Annotated in this window: 4 protein-coding genes; all 4 read right to left on the bottom strand. The window is 73.0% G+C overall.

Annotated features, from left to right (window positions below; translation table 11 throughout):
• Positions 1-9 precede the first annotated feature (9 nt).
• The 4 genes from ACQEUR_RS05220 to ACQEUR_RS05205 all read right to left on the bottom strand — a co-directional run bounded on the left by ACQEUR_RS05220 (position 10) and on the right by ACQEUR_RS05205 (position 20,619).
• Positions 10-1,701 carry a right-handed parallel beta-helix repeat-containing protein gene (locus ACQEUR_RS05220; protein ID WP_433026168.1) on the bottom strand — a complete coding sequence of 564 codons (1,692 nt, stop codon included), beginning with the start codon at positions 1,699-1,701 and terminating at the stop codon, positions 10-12.
• Positions 1,698-3,029: a type VII secretion protein EccE gene (locus tag ACQEUR_RS05215; RefSeq protein ID WP_433026165.1), complete on the bottom strand. Its 1,332-nt coding sequence runs from the start codon at positions 3,027-3,029 to the stop codon at positions 1,698-1,700. Before ACQEUR_RS05215 ends, ACQEUR_RS05220 begins: the two co-directional genes overlap by 4 nt.
• A 237-nt stretch (positions 3,030-3,266) precedes the next feature.
• Entirely contained in the window at positions 3,267-4,205 is a 939-nt protein-coding gene (locus ACQEUR_RS05210; protein WP_433026162.1) for a hypothetical protein, read from the bottom strand.
• A gap of 58 nt (positions 4,206-4,263) precedes the next feature.
• Complete coding sequence (locus tag ACQEUR_RS05205) at positions 4,264-20,619, bottom strand: hypothetical protein (protein WP_433026159.1); 16,356 nt, start codon at positions 20,617-20,619, stop codon at positions 4,264-4,266.
• Positions 20,620-20,631: the final 12 nt, after the last annotated feature.

The following is a 20,631-nucleotide window of genomic DNA, read 5'->3' as shown; positions in this document are numbered from 1 at the left end:
CGGGCGCGGTCAGACGCTCGCCGCCCGCACGTCGTCGGCGGTCACCGTGCGCAACTCGGCCACGTCCGGCATCCGGCCGAGCGCGCGCAGCCGCTGCGACTGCGCCTTGCGGACCCCCTCGAAGAGCCGCCGGGCGTCCCGGGCGTTGCCGAAGTTGGGATCCCGGGCTATCCGGCCGAAGTGGTCCAGCAGCACCGGATACGCCGCGTCGTCCATCAGGTAGTCGCCGTCGGCGATCATCCTGCGCATGATCTGGAGCAGGTCCTCCGGGGTGTAGTTCTCGAACTCGATCGTCTTGGAGAACCGGGACGCCAGACCGGGGTTGGCGGCCAGGAAGTCGTTCATCTCGCTGGTGTATCCGGCGACGATCACCGCGACCTCGTCCCGGTGGTCCTCCATCAGCTTGACCAGGGTGTCGATCGCCTCCTGACCGAAGTCGCCGGAGCCGGCCTGCCGGGAGAGCGTGTACGCCTCGTCGATGAAGAGCACGCCGCCCTTGGCCGCCTCGAACACCACCGAGGTCTTCTCCGCGGTGTGTCCGATGTACTGGCCGACCAGGTCACGCCGGGAGACCTCGCGGAACTGCCCCCGGGTGAGCACACCGAGCGCCTTGAGCAGCTGCCCGTAGGTGCGGGCCACGGTCGTCTTACCGGTACCGGGGGCGCCGGCGAAGATCAGGTGGTGGCTGACGCCGCCGACGGAGAGCCCCGCCTTGCGGCGCCACTCGTTGACCTGGATCTCGTCCACCAGCGCCCGGACCTCCGCCTTCACCGCGGCCAGGCCCACCATGCCGTCCAGGTCTGCGAGCAGGTCGTCGAGCCCGGCGTCACCCGTGACGGTCTGCCGCCGCGCCGGCTCCACCACGTCCGGGTTGGCACCCGGGGCGAGCTGGATACCCGGTTCGGCGGTGTTGTCCACCGGGCACTCCTCCACCGAGCCGGCGCAGCCGGGGCCGAACGCGATGCCGACGCCCTGCACGTCGTGCACCCGGGTGCGGCGCAGCGTCGGGCGGCTCTGGTGCGCCACCACGATCCCCGCGCCGGTCGTACGGGAGATCTCGCAGCCCTCGACGAGCGGCCGGGCGTACTGGTAGATGTACATCCCGCGCTGCCCGCAGCCGGAGATGACGCAGTTGCGGATCTCCGGATCGGCACCGAGACCGACCACCACCCCGTCACTGGCCACGTCGTCCACGGTGCTGTCGTCGATGCGTCCGGACGAACTCTCCACCACGATGCCCTGGACGGAGCCGGAGACCGCGCACCGGCGCACCTCGAACCGAGGGCAGCCGTGCACGCTGATCGCCGGACCCACCCGGGCGCTGATCGCGCACCGCTCCACGGTCAGGTCGGTGTTCTCGACCTTGACGGCGGCGACGGTGCCGCGCACCTCCAGCCCTTCCAGGCGCAGCGACCCGCCCCGCACGTCCAGCACCGGCCAGTCGCCGCCGGTGCCGTCCAGCACCACCGTCGCGCCCTCGCAGGCCCGTATCGTCAACAGGCGGTCGATCAGCTCGAACGTCTCCGGGTAGCTCCCGTCGGCGACCAGGATGACGCCGCCGTCCGGCGCGTCGCGCAGCGCGTCGCCGATCGTCGGGTACGCGCCGTGCCGCCCCGGCGCGACCAGCAGCGTACGGGTGACCCCGCCGGTCGCCGGCCGGCCGGCGGCGCTCGGACCGTTGTCCACGGTGGGTGCGTTCATGACAGGAACACTCCGATCGGCAGCGACGCGGCCACGCTGCGGGAATGCGTGCCGTTGAGTCGGACGAGGCCGATGCCGCGGGCGGCGGCGCGGGCCGCCAGCGCGGCGCCCGCGGTCTCGATCGCGGCCTCGCTGGTCGCGGCGATCCGCAGCACGGACTCCACCCGCGGCCCGTCGGCCCCGGGACGGGCGGCGACCGTCACCGTGACGGCCACGGTGGCGACCCCGAAGAGGTCGGAGAGCAGCGCGCTGGCCTGCGGATCGGCGAGCCGGTGCCACCCCTGCAGCCGGAAGGTGGCCTGGCGGACACCTCCGGTGTGCCAGTACCGCCAGTCCTCCCGAACCCTGTTACGGCCGCCCGTGACGTGGGCCAGCCCGGCGACCGTGGCGAGCGCGACCTCCTCGGTCAGCGGCTCGATCGGTATGCCCACCCGGTCGAGGGCGTGCCGCAGCCGGCGCAGGGCGTTGCGCAGCACCAGCGCCAGTTCGCCGTCGCCCGACGCCCCGACACCGCGGGCGGCCTGCACCGCCAGCCACACCTTGATCGGCCCGTCCCGACGCACTCCGGCGTGGTAGACCGCCTGTACCCCCACGTCGCGCTGCCGCCCGTCGAGGAGCTCCAGCAGCGCCGCCGGTGCGGGCAGTCGGTGGGCAGGGTCGGCGTCCCCGTCGCCGAGGCGGAGCAGCGCGGTCAGCCCGCCGCGGTGGCTGGTCGCCATGGCCGGACCGTGCCCGGTCTCGATCGCCCGCACCGTGCAGCCCGGCACCAGCAGGTCCAGCAACGCCGGGGTCTTTCCGGCGTCCTCCGGCAGATCCCACCGCCGGCTGCGGCACAGATAGGCGAGGCCCAGACCGCCCTGCTCGTAGAGGCGGCGACCGTCGATCCGTACGGTGGTCAGCACGATCAGCGCCGCCGCGCCGAGCACCGCGCCGACGAGCACCGGCAACGACTGCCGGGCGGTGAGTACCACCGCCAGCACGGCGGCCTGCCAGCAGACGACCTGGACCAGGTCGATGCGCCCGAGGAGTTCCTTGAGCCCGCCGCCGCCGTCCGCCTCGGCGGGCGGCGCGGGCGCGGCGGGGAGCACCGTGTGCTCCGGGGGGCGTACCGGAGGCGTCCGGGGGACGGCGACCGACCGGGCCTGCGGGGCCGGCCGGGTGGTTCCGGCGGCCGCCTGGCGGGCCGCGGCCACCGTGAAGCGCGCGCCGGCCGAGGCGACCCGTACCGGCGCGGCGGAGCCGGTGTGGCCGACCGCCGCCGGTGCGGCCACCCGGTTCGGGGTGACGCTGCCGGGAACCGGCGCGGCGGCCTGGTCAGCGGCGCTCACGGCGCCTCCTCCACTCCGCCGGCCCGCGCCCGGACCGGGCTGCTGCCGTCGGCTCGGGGGTCGGCGGGCGGGCTGCGATGGTGTCAACGGTCGTGGCCTGCGTGGCCATCACCAGGGGAGATAGCACCGGTCCTCACTCTGTCCGTCGGGCCGGACGGCGCGTCCGCGCCACTGGACCACGATCGGACAGCGAACATGAGGTTTCCGTGACGCCGGTGCGCGCCCCGGGTCGGGTCGTCACTCCTCGAGCACCGCCGCGTACGGGTCCCGGACGGCGATGTATTCGGCCAGCGTGCGTTCGAGCCGGTCGCGGGTGAAGGCGTCCGGGTCGGCGTCGTACGTCTTGCGGCCCAGCTCCGAGGTGAACGCCTCCGGCGGCACGGCTTCGGCGCCCGGCGGCACGAACTTGAGCGTCTCCTCGACTCCCGCGACGGCGAGGTCGATCGCGTTGTACGCGTAGCCGAGTTCCGACACGGCGAGGTCGCCCGGGTCCGGCGGAACGTTCCCGGCGAACTGCCGGCTCGACACCAGGAACTCGCCGGGGTCGATGATCCGCGAGGGCCCGTCGTCGCCGTACCGGCCGGGCTCGGGCGACACGGCCGGGACCTCGAACTCGAACCGCCGCTCCCGGCCGCACCGGGCGCAGGTGCCCTCGTAGACCGAGACGCGCGGATGGTCGGGCCGCTCCTCCAGGTGGTGCCGGGACCACTCGAAGAACTCCTCCCCGCACTCGCAGGGATGCAGCTCCATGTAGAGGTGGCATTCCTCGGACGACCGGGCCACCAGCATGTCTTCCCCTACCTCGCTCATCGGATCCACGTCGTCACGGTCTGGCGGCGGGACGATTCGGTAGTCGGGTACCACGCGACGGCGCCGCTCGGCCGACTCGCCCAGCGGCAGGATCTCGACGCCGTCCGGCACCGAGACCCGCGAGATGTGGATGCCGTAGCGGCAGTTGTCACACCAGAAGGAGGCGTAGCCGACCCGGTCCTCGACATGCCCGGTGAAGACGATCCGGAGCGCCCGGTGCCCGCAGTTGGGGCAGCGGAGGTCGGAGCGCCCGGGTAGCGCGGAGTAGGCCTCTCCGTACGCGTCGTACCACGCCTCGGACGAGGCTCGCTGTTCTGGCCACTGTCCCGGTCCGGATACCCGGTCGGACGATTCGGAGGTGTTCATCGCGATTGTGCCGATCTAGTAGGGCGGCCGTCGTGACGACTGCGTATGGTACGCCTTCTCAACTTCGCTGCTCGCGGTCTGGACGGTGGTCGTGCCCGGGCTGCTCCCCCCGGCCGCCCGGGTGGTTGGCGGGATTGCGGCGGTGCTTAGCCCACCAGGTTTCCACCTGTGCGGTTGCCTCCCTCCGCGCAAGCTCCTCGATTGGAACGCCGCGATCCAGCTCCCACAGGAGGAGCCTGTTGAACGCGATCGTCTTCGCCAGTCTGGCCTCGCTTTCGAAGGCATCCTGGAACAGTACGACGATTCCATTCTCTTGGATCGTATCCGAGATTCCTGGCGGGCCGTCGTCACGGCGCAGTCTGAAATTCATCTCCCAGTGGTCCGGAATGCCATATCGACTTGCGACATTACGGACAGCCCCCATGCTCATTGTTACCCTGGGGTCGGACGGGGCCGGTTCGCTCTTTCTGAAGAGCTGGGTAGGAGAACCCGGCACCTTATCGGACGTCCCGGCCCCGCCCTCAGTCGGCGTTCCCGCCGCCGCCCCAGGAGGATAGACCAGGGAGCCAGGAGGGATCGGTCGCCTCGGCCGCTGGGATGGTGCCTCGTCGTGCCCGGGCTGCCGGGCGTCTCCCGGCCGCGCCTCGGCGCCGATGTCCTCTCCGCCGCCTGGCTGGTTGGCGGGATTGCGGCGGTGCTTAGCCCACCAAGCCTTCACCTGTGCGTTTGCGTCCGGCACGAAGGACGCAACCTCTTCGAATGGATACCCCCGCTCCAGATCCGCCAGGAGGAGTCTGTTGAACAGGATCGTCTTCGCCAGTTCGCCCTCGCTTTCGAAGGCATCCTCGAACAGTACGACGGTTTTATTCGCTTGGAACAATCCGGAGACTCCTGGCGGGCCCTCGTCGTGGTGCAGTCTGATATTCAGTTTCCAGTGATGGGGGATGCCATATAGAATTGCGACCTCTTGGACCGTCTCCATATCCATTGGTAACCTCCCGGACCTGACCGGTTCACTCTTCCCCCAGTTCGCCGGGTTGTGGGGGTGCGCGGCCCACCAGAGCCTCTCGTGTCTGTATGCCTCCTCTTCCCAGGCCTCCTCCTGCCGGCTAGTTTGCGGCCATGAATCGCCCCGGCGCGACTGCCACACGTGGAACTTCTCGTGCACGAGAGTCCTCGCCAGTTCAACCTCGTTCTTGAAGGCGCGCGGGCCCAGTTCGATCAACCCATCCGGCCAGGTTTGCCCGCTAGCGCCCCTTGGCATCCCCCAGCGCCGCACTTTGAACCGCACATCCGACATGTCGATGCCATATTTTCTCGCGACTTCGAAAACATTCCGACGACTCATTCGTGTTTTCTGGCCGGACGTAGCCGGTTCGGCCTTTCTGAAGAGCGCGCCGTCGTTGCCGGAGGTCGCTGGGGGGGCCGAGTCCGGGTCCGCGCTGCTGGTCCGAGGGGCAGGGTCCTTCGTCGCGGCCTGGTTCGCGGCCTCGGCAGCCCTCTCCATGAGTCTGACGAACCCGTGCGGGTCCACGGCGAGCTGCGCGGCGTGCGCCTCCCGCATGATGCGCTGGTGGCGACGGCCCCACCAGGCGGCGGGCTTGTGGAACGTCACCTGCCCCATGCCGTCCATGAGCTGGGTGAGGGCCTGCGCTCCGGCGGTGATCCAGACCATCCTGGGATCGTGCGGCAGCAGGAGCGTGCCGCTGATCCCCGTACCGGCCACCCGGCCGCTGATCGCGCCGCCATGCCTCTCCAACAGGATCGAGGCGGTGTGCACGGCGGGCGGACGCTTCACGGAGCCCGGCTTCGGCAGTACGGACGGGTCGGCGCTGTCGTCGCCCAACTGCTTGAGCAGGTGCTCAATGTGGTATTGCGCGTTCCGGTGGTGGTCGGCCGCGTCAATCCGCGCGAACGCAAGCTCGTCGGCGATTTCGCTGTCCCGCTGCATCGCCCCGCCCTGTCCGAGAGCCGCGCCGGCGGTGCTGCTGGCGATGCCGGTCATGAGCACGAACGGGATGGACGCCGGGTCGAGCGCGACCGTCACGAGCAGGTTGCCGGAGGCGCCGGCGGAGTACGGTATGCCCAGGCGGCCCACGTTGTAGAGGTCGGAGGTCCGGCCCACCGGCGGATCACCCTTGAAGCCGCGACCCACCAGGCTGGCCGCCCCCGAGGCCAACGTTCCGGCCAGGTGGAACAGCCCCGTGATGGGACCTCTCCAGAGCAGCCGGGCAAGTCGGCGCCGCGCCGCGATCTCCGCGCGGGCCTCCTGGTCCAGCCGATGGATCTCTGCGGCGCTCTCCCTCAGCTCCTGCCTGAGCTTGTGCAGGTTGTCGAGGAGCGCCTCGCGCTCCGGCTCGGGCAGCGCCTCGTCGAGCCGCCCGGTATCCACCAACTCGCCGATCCGGTTGCGCAGCTCGGCCGCGTAGTAGTCGAGGTCGGTCAGCGCCGCGGCGCGCGCCTCGTCGGGCAGCCCGGCACGATGGCGCTTGAGTTCCTCGTTCGCCAGCATTTCGGGGCGCTCCGCGTGGTGGTCCGTGGCGCCGAACGCGGTGCCGTAGAGCACCGGGGTCGCCAGACCGGCGAAGAAACCGAGCGCGCCGTTGTCGCCGTGGACCCACATGACGCCACCGGAGACGCCCGAGGCCGACACCAGGGGGACGCCGCGCTTCTGCATGAACGGTCGGGCGTGGGCACGAGGCACGATCCACCGCCCCTCGGGATCGTCGGCGTCGGCGGCCGTCGCCTTGATTGCCAGCGCGTCCCGAGCGGCCTTCTCCTCCATCTTCCGCTGCAGGTTCCCCTGTAGCCACGCATCCTGCCAACCCTGTGTCACGCCGGTGACGCCGACCGCCGCGACCTGTCCGGCGAGCACCACCGGATTCCGACCGGCCATCTGGCCGGTTTCCAGGGTGGACCAGCCGCTGACCACCGCGTCGACCAGCCGACCCCCGTGGTACATCCACCAGGGCGGGGCGGCCCGGCTGGGCGGAGGTGCGGTGACCGGCCTCTCGATCCGCCCCCGCGTCCGGCCCCCCTGCGTCAGCCGGGCGGCCAGCTCGAGCGCCCCCTCCGTGATGTCGGCCCGCTCCCGGGTCGCCCAGGGGTCGGGCACGTCGAGCAGCCCGTACGCCATCGACCTGACCTGGGCGGCGATGTGCGGCTTGACCAGTTCCCCGCTGGTCCGATGCCAGGAGTCCAGGTACTTCAGCCTGGCAACCGTGGATTCGAGGTACAGACTCGCGGGGTCGTGGTCGCCCGCGGCCCGCCGGACGGCCTTGACCAGCGCCGCCGCCGCGTCCGCGCCGAGAACGTGCCGGGTGGCGTCCGGGCGCAACCGCAGCCGGAGGACGCCCCCCTCGTCCGACAGCTCCGCGAACCGCTCGTGGTTGGTGGGCAGGTCCGTGGTGACCTCCACCAGGAACACCCGCCGCACGTCGTTGGCGAGCTGGAACCGCAGCAGGGGCGCGTTCTCGGACATCTGCATGCCGCGCCCCCCGGCCTCCGCCACGATGCGTGACAGCAACGGGTCGGTGTCGGCCCCCATCGGCAGCAGTGAACGCAGCGTCGCCATCACCGCCTCCGGGTCCGATGTCGCCCGGACCGGCGGGTTCAGCAGGTCCGACACCACCGGGTCGAGGCGGTTGCGCGCCTTGGCGGTCATCGACAGCTCGACCGCGTGCCGCCGGTAGACGAACCCGTCGGTCCCCTCCAGCAGGCCCAAGCCGCCGAGGACCTGCCGCAGGCGGGCCCGCTCGGCGTCGGCGAGCGCCTTCAGCGCGGCGGCGGTCCGCTCGTCGACCGCCCGCTCCTGCTGCTTGATCAGGGTGGCGGCCAGCGCCGCCGTCGCCTCCGTGGCCGCCCACTGTCCGGCGGCGCGCTCGCCCAGGTGGGGCTTCAAAGCCGTCACCTCGACGTCCGGGGAGAGCTCCGCCACCACCTCCGCCGCGTGCCGGCCGAACCGGTGCCGCCGGCCGGACCGGAGCCGCTCGGCGATCTGGACCTCGCGGACCGCGCCGACGATCGCGGGAGCCAGCGCGCCGACCGGGCGCCCCGGACCGTCCAGCAGGGCCCGGGGTACCCGCACGACCATGTCGCCGTCCGGCGACCGGGTCAGTTCGTAGAGTTGGTGCGCGGGCAGCCGCGCACCCTCCACCCTCAGCTCGACCGTGCGGCCGGTGCGAATGGCTCGGGGGGTCACCTGCAGCGTCCCGCTCCGGGTGACCTCGACCCGCCGGAAGAGGCGACCAGGGTGCTCTTCCATCAGATAGGTGGCCGCGTCGTAGAGTGCCCGCCGCTGCGCCCACTCGGGATGGCGCAGCCCTTCCAGGTGCCGCCGGGCGGCCGGCGGCAGGGCCTTCACGTCGATCTTTCCGTGGATGAGCCTCCAGCGGAGGCGCAAGTCCTGCCGGAGCTCTCGGTCCGGGTCGAGACCGAGCTGTCGGCGCTGCGCCTCGATGTCCCTGGCGAGAGTCTCCCGCTCGGCCGGGTCCACGGCGGCCACGTACTGCAGGAGCTTGGTCGTCAGACGGCCGACACCGCCGACGTCGCGGGCGCTGAGGCGCTCCGACGCGTCTCGCTTCCACACCCCCGGTCCCCTGGCCAGCAGGTCCGGCTGGTCCTGCTCCGGGATGCCCCCGGCCGGCACCCGCCCCCGGCTGCGGTCCAGCAACGTCTGGGCCTTGCCGATCTCCTCGTCCAGGGCGGCGTACAGCTCGCTGTCGAGGGGATGTCCGTCGGCCAGGGTGATGTTCAGCTGCGCCGCCGAGGGCCGCCGCGCCGTCGAGCCGTAGCCGAAGGCCGGCCCCCCGCCGCGCCTCGCGAGCGGAATCAGCTCGCTCGTCACCCGCCGCCGGGCGCCGGTGGAATCCGTGCCGACCGGCCCGATGCGGATCTCGGCGGGCATCGGCTCGCCGCCGTGCCGGTGCACCAGAACCCGGGTCACCAACTCGGCTGTCTTCGGATCGGTGTGCTGGGCCAGCGGCTCGACGCCGCGGCCGAAGATCCCGCCCCGGGCCAGGCGGCCGACGCCGCCTCGCTGCCAGCGCTTCTCCAGCACCTCCCACAGCTTCTGGTGCTCACCGCGTCGGGACGGGGCGTTCGCCGGGGGATTGGCGGCGGACTCGACGGACCGGCTGCCCTCGACCACCGTCGGCGCATCCGGTGGCGTGGGGTTGGTGGAGGAGTCCGGGGCCGCTCCACCCCGGCCGGCAGCCGCGTTCCCCCTGTTGGCCAGTTTCGCGGCCTCGACGGCGAGGGCGGCCAGGTCCCGTGGGGTGGCGGCGAGCTGCTGGGCGTGTGCGGATCGCGTGAGCTCCAGGTGGCGCTGCTTCGCGCCGGCGGCGAGCTTACGGAACCACGCCTCGCCGACCGCCTGGCTGGCCAGGCTCGCGGCACCGAGGGCGGCGGCCATTGCGGCCGTGGCGCCCTGCCCGAGAGGAAGGCCCAGGCCGAACACGGTCCCGACCCGGTAGGGCACCGCCGGGCCGTACTTGAGCAGCGCCACCGACAGGAAGTGCGCACTGGGCGGGGTCCGGAGGGAATCCGGTGCGGGGAACCTGGCCGGATTGGCGCCGGGATCGCCGAGGAAGCCGAGAATCTCCTCGACGTGGTAGAGCGCCTTCCGGTTCTGCACGGCCGCGTTGATCACCGCGATCGTCTTCCCCTCCAGCACCTCGAGGTCGCGCTGGATCGCCCAGCCCTGCCCGATTCCGGCGTGACCCACGGCGCTGCCGGCGCGGTCCATCACCACGAATCCGAGGGCCGCCGGCTCGACGATGGCCGACGTGACGATGCTGCCGGCCGCGCCAGCGAACCCCACCGCTGCCATGCGGCCGATGTAGTGGCCGTCGGGGGCCCGGCCGGGTGGCACCTCGCCCTCGGCCGGGGCGATGCCGCCACGCCCGCGTACCAGCGCGACGGGCAGGTCGACGGCGACCGCCTTGGCCAGCCGGAGTGACCCGACGACGACACCCTTGCCCAGCAACCGCAGCACCTGGCGCCGTTGCGCGAGCTCCTCGCGGGCCTGCCGCTCCGGCGTCTCAAGCCCGCTGAGGCTGGCCAGGAGATCCTTCCGGAGCTGGTGTCCCGCCGCCAGCAGCGCTTCGCGCTCCCTCTCGGGAATGGCCACGTCGAGGTGGCCGGCCCGCTTCGCGCTCTCCAGCCGGTCCCGCAGCTCGCGCAGGTAGTAGTACGCGCTCTCCAGTCCGGCGTCACGCTGCTTGTCGGGGTCCTCGCCCAGGGCGTGAGCGCGGTCCCTGCGCGCCTGCTGCTCGGGTTGCTCCGCGACCGTGTCCGCGATGGCGTACGTCACGCCGCTGGCGATGGGACCAACCGGTCCGACCAGCGCGCCCGCCGGACCGGCGTTGCCCAGGCCGAGGGTGATCAGACTGGTGGCGCCGGAAGAGAGCAGCGTCGGCTTGAGCCGCTTCTGGAAGAACGGCCAGGGCGAGGACTTGGGCACGATCGGCGCCCTGTCCGGCTTGCCGCCGCCGGATGCCTTGCCGTCGGGCGACGCTTTTGCCCGCGGCCCGGGGTCGACGGCCAGCCGGGCCGCCCGCACCTCGTCGTCGCGGTACAGGACGTCCCGCAGCGCCCCGTCCTCGTACGCCTGCGACACCTGGCCGACCAGGCCGGCCGCGCCCTGCGCGAACACCAACCCCGGGTCCCGGTCCCCGGCGAGGCCGCCGAGCCAGCCGAGAACGCCGCTGACCACGCCGCCCTGGCCGCGACCCATGAAGTACATCCACCTCGGTGGGATGTCCCTGGTGGCCGGGCGCGCGGTCACCAGCTTCTCCTCGGCGCGTCGGGGATCCCACCTCCCCTTCTCCAGCCGGTCGGCGAGGTGCCCGGCGGCCTGGGCGATCCGCATCTGCTCGTGGCTGCGCCACATGGGCAGCACCTCGTCGAGCGCCGCCACCTCGGACCTGACCTGGGCCGCGAGCGCCGGTACGGCCAGGCCCCCGGCGACCCGATGCCAGGCGTCGAGGAACTTCAGCTTGGCCACGGTGACGGCGAGATAGATCGAGAGCGGGTCACTGTCGCCGGACTGCAGCCTGACGAACCTGGCCATCTCCTCGACGACGCCCACCGCGAGAAAAGCCCTGGTGGCGTCCGGGCGTACCCGCAGCCGCACCATGTCCCCGTCAGTCGAGAGCACGACGGCCCGCTCGTGACCGACCGGCAGGTCCAGGTCCACCGGGATCCGGTACACACGCTGGTCCTCGTCTTGCAGCTGAACCCGCAGTACGGCTTCCGTCGGGCTCATCTGCACGCCCCGCGCCCCGGCCCCCCGGAGGATTCTCGACAGCAGCGGATCCGCCTTGTGGTTCACCGGCAGCAGCGAGCGCAGTGACGCCAGCACCGCGTCCGGATCCGACTCCGCCCGGACCGGCGGGGTCAACAGTCCGGAAACCACCGGGTCCAGCTTCGGGTTCTTCCCCTGCAGGCGCATCAGGCGCTCGCGCATCCTGGACACGGCGGTCGACGACTCGATCGCGTTTCGCCGGTCGGCGAACCCGGCCTGCCCCTCCAGCAGGGCCATTCCACCCAGGACCTCCTGCAGGCGGTCCCGCTCGGCGGCGGCCAGCGCCTTCAGCGCGGCGGCGGTGCGCTCGTCGGCCGCCTGCTCCTGCTGCTTCATCAGCCCGGCGGCCCGCACGGCCGCGGCCTCGGCGGCGGCCCACTGTCCCGCGGCGTGTCTGCCCAGCCGCGGCTCCGCGCCATTGACCCGGGTTGCCGGCGACAGCGCCGGCAGGACGTTCTTGGCGTGCCGGGCGCCGCGGAGCCGCCCGGCGGTCTGGATCTCCCGGGCCGCGCCGACGATCGCACTGCTGAGCCCGCCGACCGCGAGGTTGGGATCGGCCAGCAGGTCCTGGGGAACGTTCACGATCCAGCTACCGGCCGCCTCCCGTTCGATCCGGTAGGGCACCCGGGCGGGCAGGTCTGCGCCATAGACCGACATCTCGAACGCGCTTCCGGGACGCCGCCCGGTGTTCACCAGCACCGTCCCGACCGGCGTGACCTCGACCCGCCGGAAGGGCCCGCCCCGGTGCTCCTCGGCCAGATAGTTGACCGCGTCGTACAGTGCCCGCCGCTTCGACCAACCCGGGTGGCGCAGCCCCTCCAGGTGCCGCCGCGCCGCCGGGGGCAGGTTCTTGATGCTGCTGCCCATCTCCTCGTGGACCAGCTTCCAGCGGCGCCATGCGTCCCGGCCGTCCTCCTCCGGATCCAGACCGAGGCGCCGACGGTGGGCCTCGATGTCGGCGGCGAGGACCTTCCGGTCGGCCGGATCGACCGCGGCGATGTACTGCAACACCTTCGTCGTCAGGTCGCCGAAGCCACCGACATCGTGGGCACTGAGCCGCTTCGCGTCGTCGGTCCACAGCTTCGGTCCCCAGCTCAGCGTGTTCGGCAGCTTCTGCTCCGGGGCGGTCTCGCGCGGCACCCGGCCCCGGTTGCGGTAGAGCAACGTCTGGGCCTCGCCGATCTCGTGTTCCAGCGTGGCGTGGACCTCGGACATGGTGTGTACGTCGTCGAGCGGGTGCTCGTTGGCCAGCGTGATGTGCAGCTCCGCGGTGGCCGGCCGCCGCGCGGTGGACCCGTAACCGAAGGCCGGGCCCCCACCACGCGTCGCCAGCGGAACAAGCTCAACCGTCGCCCGCCGCCTAGCCCCGGACGAGTCCGCACCCACATCCCCGAACCGGATCTCCGCCGGCATCGGCTCGTTGCCGTACCGGTGCACCAGAACCCGCGTCACCAACTCACCAGTGCTCGGATCGGTGAACTGTGCCAACGGCTCAATACCACGGGTGGACAACCCACCCCGGGCCAGACGGCTCAACCCACCGCCCTGCCAGCGCCGCTCCAACACCTCCCACAGCTTCTGGTGCCGCACCTCCGGCGACACGGCATCCCCGGCAGGATTGGCAACCAACTCGGCATACCGCGTGCCCTCGACGACCGTCGCCGCGTGCGGCTGGGGCTGGCTGGCGGAGGAGTCCCGGTCGTCCGGGTCCCGACCACTGTCGACAGCCGCGCCGTGTACCGGCTTGGCCAGTTTCGCGGCCTCGGAGGCGAGGGCGGCCAGGTCCTGCGGGGTGGCGGCGAGCTGCCTGGCGTGCTCGGACCGCGTGACCTCGAGGTGGCGCTGCTTCGCACCGGCGGCGAGCTTACGGAACATCGACTCGCTGATGGCCTGGCTGGTCAGGCTTGCCACGCCGAGGGTGGCGGCCATTGCGGCCGTGGCGCCCTGCCCGAGAGGGATGCCGAGGCCGAACACGGCCGCGACCCGATGGGGCACCGCCGGGCCGTACTTGAGCAGCGCCGCCGACCCGAAGTGCGCGCTGGGCGGGGTCCGGAGGGAATCCGGTGCGGGAAGCTTGGCCGGATCGGCGCCGGGATCGCCGAGGAGGGCGAGGACCTCCTCGAGATGGTAAAGCGCCTTCTGGTTGTGCACGGCTGCGTTGATCACCGCAAGCGGCTTCTCGTCGGCCACCTCGTCGTCACGGTGCAACGCCCAACCCTGCCCGATTCCGGCGTGACCCGCGGCGCTCCCAGCCCGGTCCATCAGCACGAAGCCGAGGGCCGCCGGCTCGACGATGGCCGACGTGACGATGCTGCCGGCCGCGCCGGCGAACCCCACCGCCGACATGCGGCCGATGTAGTGACTGTCGGGGGCCCGGCCGGGCGGCACCCCGCCGTCGGCCGGGGCGATGCCGCGACGCCCGCGTACCAGCGCGACGGGCAGGTCGACGGCGACCGCCTTGGCCAGCCGGATTGAACCGACGACAACACCCTTGCCCAGCAACCGCAGCAACCGGCGTCGTTGCGCGAGCTCCTCGCGGGCCTGCTGATCCAGCGTCTTGAGCTCTTCGGAGCTCTTCAGGAGGTCCTTCCGGAGTTGATGTCCCACCGCCACCAGCGCTTCGCGCTCCCGGGCGGGAATGACCACGTCGAGGTTGCCGGCCCGCTTCGCGCTCTCCAGCCGGTCCCGCAGCTCGCGCAGGTAGTAGTACGCGCTCTCGAGCCCGGCGTTGCGCTGCTTGTCGGGATCCTCGCCCAGGGCGTGAGCGCGGTCCCTGCGCGCCTGCTGCTCGGGTTGCTCCGCGAGCGTGTCCGCGGCGCCGTACGCCAGGCCGCTGGCAAGTGGACCGACCGGTCCGACCAACGCGCCTGTCGGACCGGCGTTGCCGAGGCTGAGGGTGATCAGACTGGTCGCGCTGGAGGAGAGCAGCGTCGGGTTGATTCGCTTCTGGAAGAACGGCCAGGCGGCGGGCTTCGGCACGGTCGGCGCCTTGTCCGGCTTGCCGTCGCCGCTCGATGCCTTGCCGTCGGACGGCGCTCTCGCCGGCCGCCTGGGGTCGACGGCCTCGCGGGCCGCCCGGATTTCGTCGTCGCGGTACAGGACGTCCCGCAGCGCCCCGTCCTCGTACGCCTGCGACACCTGGCCGACCAGGCCGGCCGCGCCCTGCGCGAGCACCAGTCCCGGGTCCCGCTCTCCGGCCAGCCCGCCGAGCCAGCCGAGAACGCCGCCGACCACGCCGCCCTGGGTGCGACCGGTGAAGTACATCCATCTCGGGGGGATGCTTCTGGTGCCCGGACGTGCGGTGAGGGGCCTCTCCGGGAAATCCGGAGTCCGGCCGCCCTGCTCCAGCCGGTATGCCAGGCCGAGTGCGGCCTCCGTGAGCGCCTTCTGCTGGGGTCCCCAGGGATCGGGCGTGCCGAGCAGGGCGTGCGCCTCCGCTCTGGCCTGCGCCGCGAGTGCCGGTTCGGCGAGGGCGCCGGCGACCCGGTGCCAGGAGTCGAGGAACTTCAGCTTGGCCACCGTGGCGGCCAGGTAAAGCGACAGCGGATCGGTGTCGCCGGACTGCCGCCGCGCGAACACCGCCAGCTCCGCGACGACGTCCACGGCGAGCGCGGCCCTGGTCGCGTCCGGACGCACCCGCAGCCGCACCATGTCCCCGTCAGCCGAGAGCACGGCGGCCCGCTCGTGACCGACCGGCAGGTCCAGGTCCACCGGGATCCGGTACACACGCTGGTCCTCGTCCTGAAGCTGTACCCCCAGTACGGCTTCCGTCGGGCTCATCTGCACGCCCCGCGCTCCGGCCCCCTGGAGGATCCGCGACAGCAGCGGGTCGGCCTTGTGGTTCACCGGCAGCAGCGAGCGCAGTGACGCCAGCACCGCGTCCGGGTCCGGCTTCGCTCGGACCAGCGGGGTCAGCAGCCCGGCGACCATCGGGTCCAGCTTCGGGTTCTTCCCCTGCAGGCGCATCAGACGCTGGCGCATCCTGGACACGGCGGTCGACGACTCGATCGTGTGCCGCCGGTCGGCGAACCCGGCCTGCCCCTCCAGCAGGCCCAGGCCCGAGCCCAGGACCTCCTGGAGGCGGGTTCGCTCGGCGTTGGCGAGCGCCTTCAGCGCCTCGGCGGTGCGCTCGTCGACCGCCTGCTCCTGCCGCTTCATCAGGGTCGCGGCCCGCACGGCCGCCGCCTCCGCGGCCGCCCACTGCCCCGCGGCCCGCGCCCCCAGCTGCGGCTTTCCACCCTTCGCCTCGACTTCCGGGGACAGCTCCGCTATCACGCCCTTCGCGCGCCGGCCGCCCCGCAACCGCCCGGCGGCCTGGACCTCCCGGATCGCACCGACGATCGCGGGCGCCAACGCGCCGACCGCGCGGGCGGGATCGTCCAGCAGGGCCTGCGGCACCCGCACCACCTGCACGCCGTCCGGCACCCGAACCAGCTCGTAAAGCTCGTGTGTGGGCAGCCGCGCACCCTCCACCCGCAGCTCGACCGTGGCGGCCGGGCGTCGGGAAGGAGTCACCTCCAGCGTCCCGTCCGACGTGACCTCCACCCGCCGGAAAGGACTGCCCCGGCGCTCCTCCGTCAGATGGTTGGCCACGTCGTAGAGCGCCCGCCGCTGCTCCCAATCCGGCCGACTCAGGCCCTCCAGGTGCCGACGGGCCGCCGGCGGCAGGTTCTTGACGTTGATGTTCACGTCTTCGTTGACGAGCCGCCAGCGAGGCTTGACGTCCTGCCGCGGCTCCCGATCCGGATCGAGACCGAGGTGACGCCGGATGGCCACGATGTCCCGGGCGAGCGCGTCCCGCTCGGCCGGATCGACCGCGGCCACATACTGCAACACCTTGGTCGCCAGGTCACCGAGACCACCGACGTCGTGCGCGCTGAGCCGCTCCGGCAGCCCGCTGTTCCACAGCGACGGCCCCTTGGTCAGCAGGTTCGGCTGGTGCTCCTCCGGTGCGGTCTCGCGCGGCACCCGGCCCCGGTTGCGGTAGAGCAACGTCTGGGCCTCGCCGATCTCGTGTTCCAGCGTGGCGTGGACCTCGGACATGGTGTGTACGTCGTCGAGCGGGTGCTCGTTGGCCAGCGTGATGTGCAGCTCCGCGGTGGCCGGCCGCCGCGCGGTGGACCCGTAACCGAAGGCCGGGCCCCCACCACGCGTCGCCAGCGGAACAAGCTCAACCGTCGCCCGCCGCCTAGCCCCGGACGAGTCCGCACCCACATCCCCGAACCGGATCTCCGCCGGCATCGGCTCGTTGCCGTACCGGTGCACCAACACCCGGGTCACCAGCTCACCCGTGTTCGGGTCGACGTACTGGGACAACGGCTCGATGCCCTGGCTGAAGAGCCCACCCCGGGCGACGTGGCCGGTCTCGCCGCCGCGCTGCCACCGGTCCTCCAGCGCCTGCCAGAGCTTCCAGTGCTTGACATCCAGCGGCTCACCGGAGACCGACGAGGACCCGGCGACCAGCTCTGCGTACCGGCTGTTCCTGACGACGGTGGACGCGTGCGGCCCGGCGTGCGGCAGGGTGAGGTGGTCCAGGAAGTCACGCTGCCGGCCGTTCAGCGGCTCGGCGAAGGCCGCCCGTCGCCGGACGGCGCCGTGTCCCTCGGTGAGCCCGAACGGTTCCGCCAGTTGGTGCGCCTCCGCCTCGACCGCCTGCAGCTCGGCCCAGAGCGCCCGCGCCGACTCGGGCACCCCCGGGTCGTTCCAGGGCATCGCGCGGCCGCGCGCGAGAAGCACCTCGGCGCGCGCCGGGGGCTGTGCGGCGAGAAACTGGTCGAGCGGCACCGCGTCCGGTACGCCGTCGGTGAGCGGCACCTCCCGGCCGGTCTGCGGGTCGTAGCCGACGACGAAGCGGCGACCGTCCTGCGTCCGGTCCAGCAACGCGTAGGCGCGCTGCCCGCCGTTGGTGTCGCTGACCAGGAGGTACGCCGCACTGCCGGGTGCCGAGCGGCCGAGGTCGTCCAGCACGGCGCCGACCTCGTCGACCAGCGTCTGCCGCGCCCGCTCCGGCGGGAGGTCCGCCAGGGCGTCGCGCAGTGACACGGCCCGCGCCTCGGGCAGCCGCCCGGAGAGTTCGGTACGCAGGTCCTTGCCGCTGAACCCGCGTGCGGCGAGGGCGCCGGCCAGCACTCCGCGCGGGTCCTGCCCGTCGAGCGGGGCGGACCGCACGAAGTTGCCGTCCGGGTCCCGGCGCAGCCCGTGCCGGGCCAGGTCGGCCTCAAGCAGGACACCCAACCGGTCGTGCTCGTCGGCGAGGAAGCGGAACTCGTCGCGCCGGGCGCGACCCTCGTAGCTGAGCTCCGCCCCCCGGCGTCGACCGAGGCGGAACCGCCTCGCACCGGAATCCTCCGTACGGGCCGCGCGGACGACCCGGGGCCCTCTGGCCGCGGGACGTACGGCGCCGGTGGAGAGTTCGTGCAGGACGGCCCGGGCCACCGCCCGCTGGTACGCCTCGGTGGACGGATGTCCCGCGGGGTCCAGCACAGCCGGCACCGACCGGGCGTGCCGGCCGTCCGTGGTGACCGCGACGAGCGCGTCGCCGTCGCGCGCCAGGCTGCTGAACCAGGGGCTCAGCCTCGGCAGCACCTCGTCGAGTGTCGCGTTGAACGTCGCGCGGTCCGGGGCGGTGTTCGCTGGCGCCGGCCGCTCCGGCGCGTCCGGATCGTTGCCGGTCAGCGCCCCGTCTGGCCGTCGCTCCGGCGTGTTGCCGTCCGGCCCGATCCCCTCCGGCACGTTGCCGTTGGGCCCGATCGCCTCTGGCTCGGTGTTCTCCGGCCCCGTCTCACCCGGCTCCGCCGCCTCGATCGGCTCGACGTGCGGCGGGCCGCTCGACTGGCCTCGCTCGGACGGCCCGGGATCGACGGCTGCCGGAGTGGTCTCCGCGCCGACGGCGCGACCGCCGGGAGCGGGCGGACCGGAGAGTCGGGTGCGCGTGGGCGCCGTCCGTGGTGCCGCCGGATTCGCTGTGTCCCTGGGAGGGGCGGCCGGCGCCGCCGCCGCGAGTGCCCCGGCGGCTGTCGGACCGGCGACGACCACCTGCGTGTCGTCCCGGCCGGGCGGCGTCGGGTCGGGTCCCTCCGCGACGGCCTCGGCCTGCCGGTCGGCGCCGTCCTGCGCCGGCTCCGGCGAAACCTCGGCGGCGCCGTTGCGGTCCGGGCCGGGGCGGCCCCCCAGGGCGGCGGGGTTGGTGGCCACCCCGACGAGCCCGGCCGCCGGTGTGCCGGTCGACGGCGGGTTCGCTGGGCCGGCGGCCGGGGCCGGGGCGCCGGGGTTGGTCGCCGGGCCGCTGGCGGCAGGCGGCGCGGTGCCGACCGGCGCGCCGGGACCGGCCGCGGCTGGGCCGGGCGAGATGACGGTGTGGGCTGGGGGTGCTCCGCCGGTCGCGGCCGGGCCCACCGTGCTGTACGGCTGCGCGGGCGGGGCGCCCGGGTTTCCCGCCCCCGCGCCCGAGGGCGGAGCGGCCCCGTCCGACAGACCGCCCGGCGGGGCAGCACCCGCCGGAGCGCCGCCGGCCGATGCGCCATCCGGCGGAGCGCCGCTTTCCGGCACACCGCCCACCGGCGCGCCGCTTTCCGGCACACCGCCGGCCGGGGCGCCGCTTTCCGGCCCGCCGCCCACCGGGGCGTCCGGGGTCCCGGCGGCACCAGCCGGGGCGTTCGTCTGCGGTTGCCCGGCCTCAACACCGGGGGGATGAGCCGGCCCGCCGGTCGCAGGATCGCCGACGGCCTCGGTCGATGTCGGGCCCGCACCGCCGGAGGGCGGTGACCCCGTCGTACCGCTCTGGCTCGGCACCGAGTTCGGCACGCCGGTGTCCGAGGTACCCACCGGGGGCGCACCGCCCGTCGCGGACGGCGCACCCTGCTGCTGACCGGGAGTGTCCGCCCCGACGGAACCGGCATCGCCCACCGGCGGCGCCGCGCCCTGGTTGGTGGGCGGCGCCGCCTGGTTGGTGGGGGGCGCCGCCTGGTTGGTGGGGGGCGCCGCCTGGTTGGTGGGGGGCGCCGCGCTCTGGTCGGTGGGTGGGGTGGTGGCCTGGTGACCTTCCGGAGCGTTCCCGCCGGTCGGCGTGGCGGACGTATCGGGGCCGGCCCCGGCGGGTGTGCCCTGCGGGACGCCGGCCGGCGTCCCGCCCGGCGGAGCGAACGCCTCCGGGTACTTCCGCATCAGCTGGTCTCTGACCACCTGATGGTTGGCGCCGTCGATCGTTCCCAGCACCATGGAGCCGCCCCCGCCGTTCAGCAGCGCCTGGCCGATGCTGCCGGGGTCGGTCAGTGCCTCCACGTTGCCGGTCACGAGGTTGTGGGCGGTGTGGCCGGCGACCGGCGAGCTGGCACCCTGGTTGATGCCCGACTCGAGGCCGGCCGCCGTGTAGCGGGCGACCCTCTCGGATGCGCCGGTCCGCTCCAGGCCCTGCCTCAGGAGGTCGGCCGCGCCGCCGAGACCACCCCGCCGGAGGCCGTCGCTGAGCCACTCCCCGACGGTGCCGGCGAGGCCTGCTGTGGCCAACTCCTGGCCGGTGACCCCGTTACGGGTGCCGGTCGCCGCGCTGATGCCCTTGACGACCGAGTCGTCCCCCAGCTCGCCGGCGCCCCCCTGGACGCCCTCCCTGACCAGCTTCCCCGGGAGACCGCGGATTCCCAGCGACGCGAGCTGGTTCGCCCGCTGTACGGCCGATGCCGCCAACTTCGCGGCCGCCTTGGCGGCGAGCCCAACGGCAAGGCCGCCCGGAAAGGGCAGGAGAAACAGGTACCACCCCGCGTTGCGGGCAATCTCGTACAGGACCTCGATCTTCTGTTCCCGGATGTTCTGCCCGTACTGCCAGGTGTACCTCTCGACGAAGGCGAGCCCTTCCGCCAGGTTCGTGTGGTTCACGAGGTGCGGATGCATGCTCGCCGCGAAGTAGCCCCCGACCTGGTCCGTCCAGGCCGAGGGGACCTGCCTCGTCAACCCGTCGAGGTCGCCACGGGCTCGGAGGACTCTGCGCCCCGTGTCGCCCATCCGGTCCGCGGCCGAGAACGCGACGCTCTCACTGTCCTCGGGCCAGGGGTTGAAGAACTCCTTGATTTTTTCGAAGTACCCGCTGGGATCGTCCGGCGGGGGAATGTCCATGACCGTCAGCCG

Origin of the sequence: Plantactinospora sp. CA-290183 (assembly GCF_050936375.1) — a bacterium.
Lineage (GTDB): Bacteria > Actinomycetota > Actinomycetes > Mycobacteriales > Micromonosporaceae > Plantactinospora.
This window is presented reverse-complemented; position numbering and strand designations above follow the sequence as displayed.